The 646-nt window shown below is 24.7% G+C and carries 1 protein-coding gene; it reads right to left on the minus strand.

Going from position 1 to position 646, the window contains the following annotated elements:
• Nucleotides 1-262: 262 nt before the first annotated feature.
• The gene (locus G3997_RS04910; protein WP_442971245.1) at nucleotides 263-640 is read right to left on the minus strand and encodes an MATE family efflux transporter; all 378 of its coding nucleotides are present in this window, start codon (nucleotides 638-640) and stop codon (nucleotides 263-265) included.
• Nucleotides 641-646 lie beyond the last annotated feature (6 nt).

Consider the following 646-nt stretch of genomic DNA (forward strand, 5'->3'; position numbering starts at 1 on the left):
RTAAAATTATGCTTATTGTATCTCAATCAAAATTTCATATTTTTCTAATAAAAAAAGCAATATATTTATACAAGATATCGCCTTTTATTTATTCATTTGGCTTTAATGCATCTATCATATCTACCTTTTTTAATTTAATATGCATCATAACCATAACTAACATTGATAAGAATATTGTTATAAGTATTACCTTACATAAAAACAAATGGTATAACAAAAATGTTATACCATTTAAAAGTAAGTATTATCAACACTTTACCAATTATTCTACAGATTTAAGTGCCTCAATCATATTTATATTTTTTAATTTATTATGCATTATTATCATAACAAGTATAGCAAATATCATTGTGATAATACCAGCTATTACATAACTAGCTATATTAACCGTTGGTATCATCATCATGTTATCTAGTTCAGCAGTGCTTGTNNNNTTAAATATTTTTACTACCACTTGGGGTGCTATCATAAGAATTAAGCACATAAAAGTTGTATATGATAAAGTAGCCATAACTGTATATTTAAATGTTTTCTTTACTCTATCTATATTTTTAGCCCCAAAGTTATAACTTATTATAGATTGAGCACCTTGRGTTACTCCATTAGCTAGAAGTAATATTATTTGCATTATACTGCTCATTATAGT

The organism is Romboutsia sp. 13368 (assembly GCF_018336475.1).
Classification (GTDB): Bacteria; Bacillota; Clostridia; order Peptostreptococcales; family Peptostreptococcaceae; genus Romboutsia.